Consider the following 2456-nt stretch of genomic DNA (forward strand, 5'->3'; position numbering starts at 1 on the left):
TGTATTTCGCAAGTAAAAATTGAGCCATTTATTAATTAAAAACTGAGCCACTAAACCTGACTATTTTCCATCCATTCTTTTGTATCTAATATTCGATAAGACGGGCCAATCATGTCTACCATGTAGGCTCTATGTGTTAGTCGGTCTGTTAAAGCTGCTGTTAAAACGGGATCATGAAATACTTCTTCCCAGCGATCAAATGATAAATTACTTGTTACAATGGTTGATGCTCGTCCTGCTCTAAGTGAAAGATGTGTAAATAATAATTCAGCTCCTTCTTTATCAAACGAAATATAACCAAGTTCGTCGATTATTACTAAATCATACTTTTCAAATCTTAATTCAAATGAACGTAACGTTCTTTCAGAACGGCTCTCTTTTAATTGATTTACAAGGGCTGATACGGTTGTAAAATACACCTTATACCCAGCTAAACAAGCTTCTATTCCTAAACCAATCGCTATATGCGTTTTACCTGTACCTGGTGATCCAATTAATAAGACGTTTTGTTTTTCTTGAATAAAATCTAATTTCTTTAAATGTGGAAGGCGAGAGGCCGCATTTTGCGGTAATCTCTCAGTCTCTAATTCAGTTAATAGTTTCTTTTCTGGGAAATTCGCCGAACGAATCCGGTTCGCTTTTGCTCGCACTTCTCGATCTTGCATCTCTTGCACCAGTGCGTGATATAAAAAGTCCTCTGCTGTCTGATGTTGTTTCCACATATCATCTTCTTGAATAAATGCCCGAATACTTGGTAGTCGAAGTTCTTTACACATTTCAATCATTTCTTGTCGCTTATCCATTAATGAAGCACCCCTGTCTTTTTCGTTTCAAATAATGCCGTAATGGCTGAAAGATTTTCAAGTGATTGGGTGGTGACTTCATTTTTGGAATGTCCAGTTTTATGAATGTGTTCGCCTTGATTAGCTAAGAAAATAATCTTCTCTGTTGTAATTTGAACCATAGGGTTCTTCTCAAGTTGTTCAATCGCTGCTAAAACTTTTTTTAGATTGTTATGTTCTTTTAGATAGATAAGTAACTCTAGAAATTCTCGTTCATTTCCCCTATAATAATCTCTGTATAGATTTTTTATTTTTGTTGGTGCTTGACTCAAACATTCACTTTGAGCCAATGCACCTTTTTTCTGTTTAAATGTGTGTAAATAATGATAAATATCCATTATCCATTGATGGTTCTGCCAACTTCGCCTATGCTTCGCAATACACGCTTCCTCACTAAAAATAAGTATTTTTTCTGCACTAGCTTTTACTTTGACCCATTCTCCAACATGTCCTTCTGGAACAGAATAACGATTTTGTCTATAAGTAATTGTGCTGTATTTGTCTACTCTAAATTCAAACAACTCAGATGCATCAAATGGAATAATATTTGCACTTACTTGCCGAGCTGCACGTTCTTCTAGCATTAATTCATGGTGCGTTTGGTTTTTCTTATAATGTTTACGAGAGTTTAATTTCATGATGATTTCTGTTAGATAGGCCTGAGCTTCTTCTATACTTGTAAACGTATCTCGATGGGCAAATGCTTTCCGACGGATGTATTCTACACTCCGCTCCACATGCCCCTTCTGATTTCCTTTTCTTGGTTCACATAGTCGTATTTTAAAATGATAATGCATCGATAGATTTTTCATACCATCGGTAATCTCACGCTCAGTTCCAATAAAGTTTTTTACAACAGTTCGCATATTATCGTATGTAAATACCTCTGGTACATAGCCTAAATAGTTAATACACTTTACATGGGCATCTTGTACACAAACCATTGTTTCGGATTCATATAAATAGGCAAATCGATCATTACTATATGGTAGGGTGAAGACCGCCATTGAAAAAGAACGTAATGTTTGATCAATGAATAATTTTACTTCCCCCCAGTCAAATTCAATCTCATGACCAGCAGTTGCCTTTTGACGAATAAAGACTTCTTTGTGACGTTTCTCCTCACTATTTACAAAGTTTCTGACAGTGCTATAACTAATTTCAAATCCCTCATCTAGTAACTTTTCATGAATATCAATGATTTTTAGTTGTTGCTTATGCATTTGATGTTGTCGTTTGTATTCGTTGTCCTTTAACATTTTTCTAATACGCTTCATCACGCTTGGTGTTAAAGAACGTTTATTTCCTTTCCGTTTTTTATACGACGGAGGCGTTACATAGTTATCAGTAATAGGTAGTTCCCGAATATCATGCTTTCTTTTCTCAAGATCCTCTTGGATATATTTTTTTACAGTATTACGAGAAATCCCAAACTCCTTTGCAATTTGACGTTGACTCTTATTTTCTTGATGAAAGGCAAGCAGCACTTTCTGTTTCTTTTCCAATGAAATCACCTCTATACGCTCCTAACTCTAAAAAGTTAGGATTATTTTCATATAAAAGTGGCTCACTTTTCAATTGCTATGGTGGCTCAGTTTTAGCTTATCAAATACA

Annotated in this window: 2 protein-coding genes; both read right to left on the minus strand. The window is 35.2% G+C overall.

The window, feature by feature from the left end; translation table 11 throughout:
• Nucleotides 1-50: 50 nt before the first annotated feature.
• Nucleotides 51-803: an IS21-like element helper ATPase IstB gene (istB, locus tag EKG35_RS20460; protein ID WP_126296393.1), complete on the minus strand. Its 753-nt coding sequence runs from the start codon at nucleotides 801-803 to the stop codon at nucleotides 51-53.
• Nucleotides 803-2347, minus strand: coding sequence for an IS21 family transposase (istA, locus tag EKG35_RS20465; protein ID WP_126296394.1), 1545 nt, complete (start codon nucleotides 2345-2347; stop codon nucleotides 803-805). Before istA ends, istB begins: the two co-directional genes overlap by 1 nt.
• Nucleotides 2348-2456 lie beyond the last annotated feature (109 nt).

Origin of the sequence: Lysinibacillus telephonicus (assembly GCF_003966145.1) — a bacterium.
Taxonomy (GTDB): domain Bacteria; phylum Bacillota; class Bacilli; order Bacillales_A; family Planococcaceae; genus Ureibacillus; species Ureibacillus telephonicus.

Coding starts and splice junctions, on each gene's coding strand:
- istB (WP_126296393.1), bottom strand. CDS start 803: ATGGATAAGCGACAAGAAATGATTGAAATGTGTAAAGAACTTCGACTA.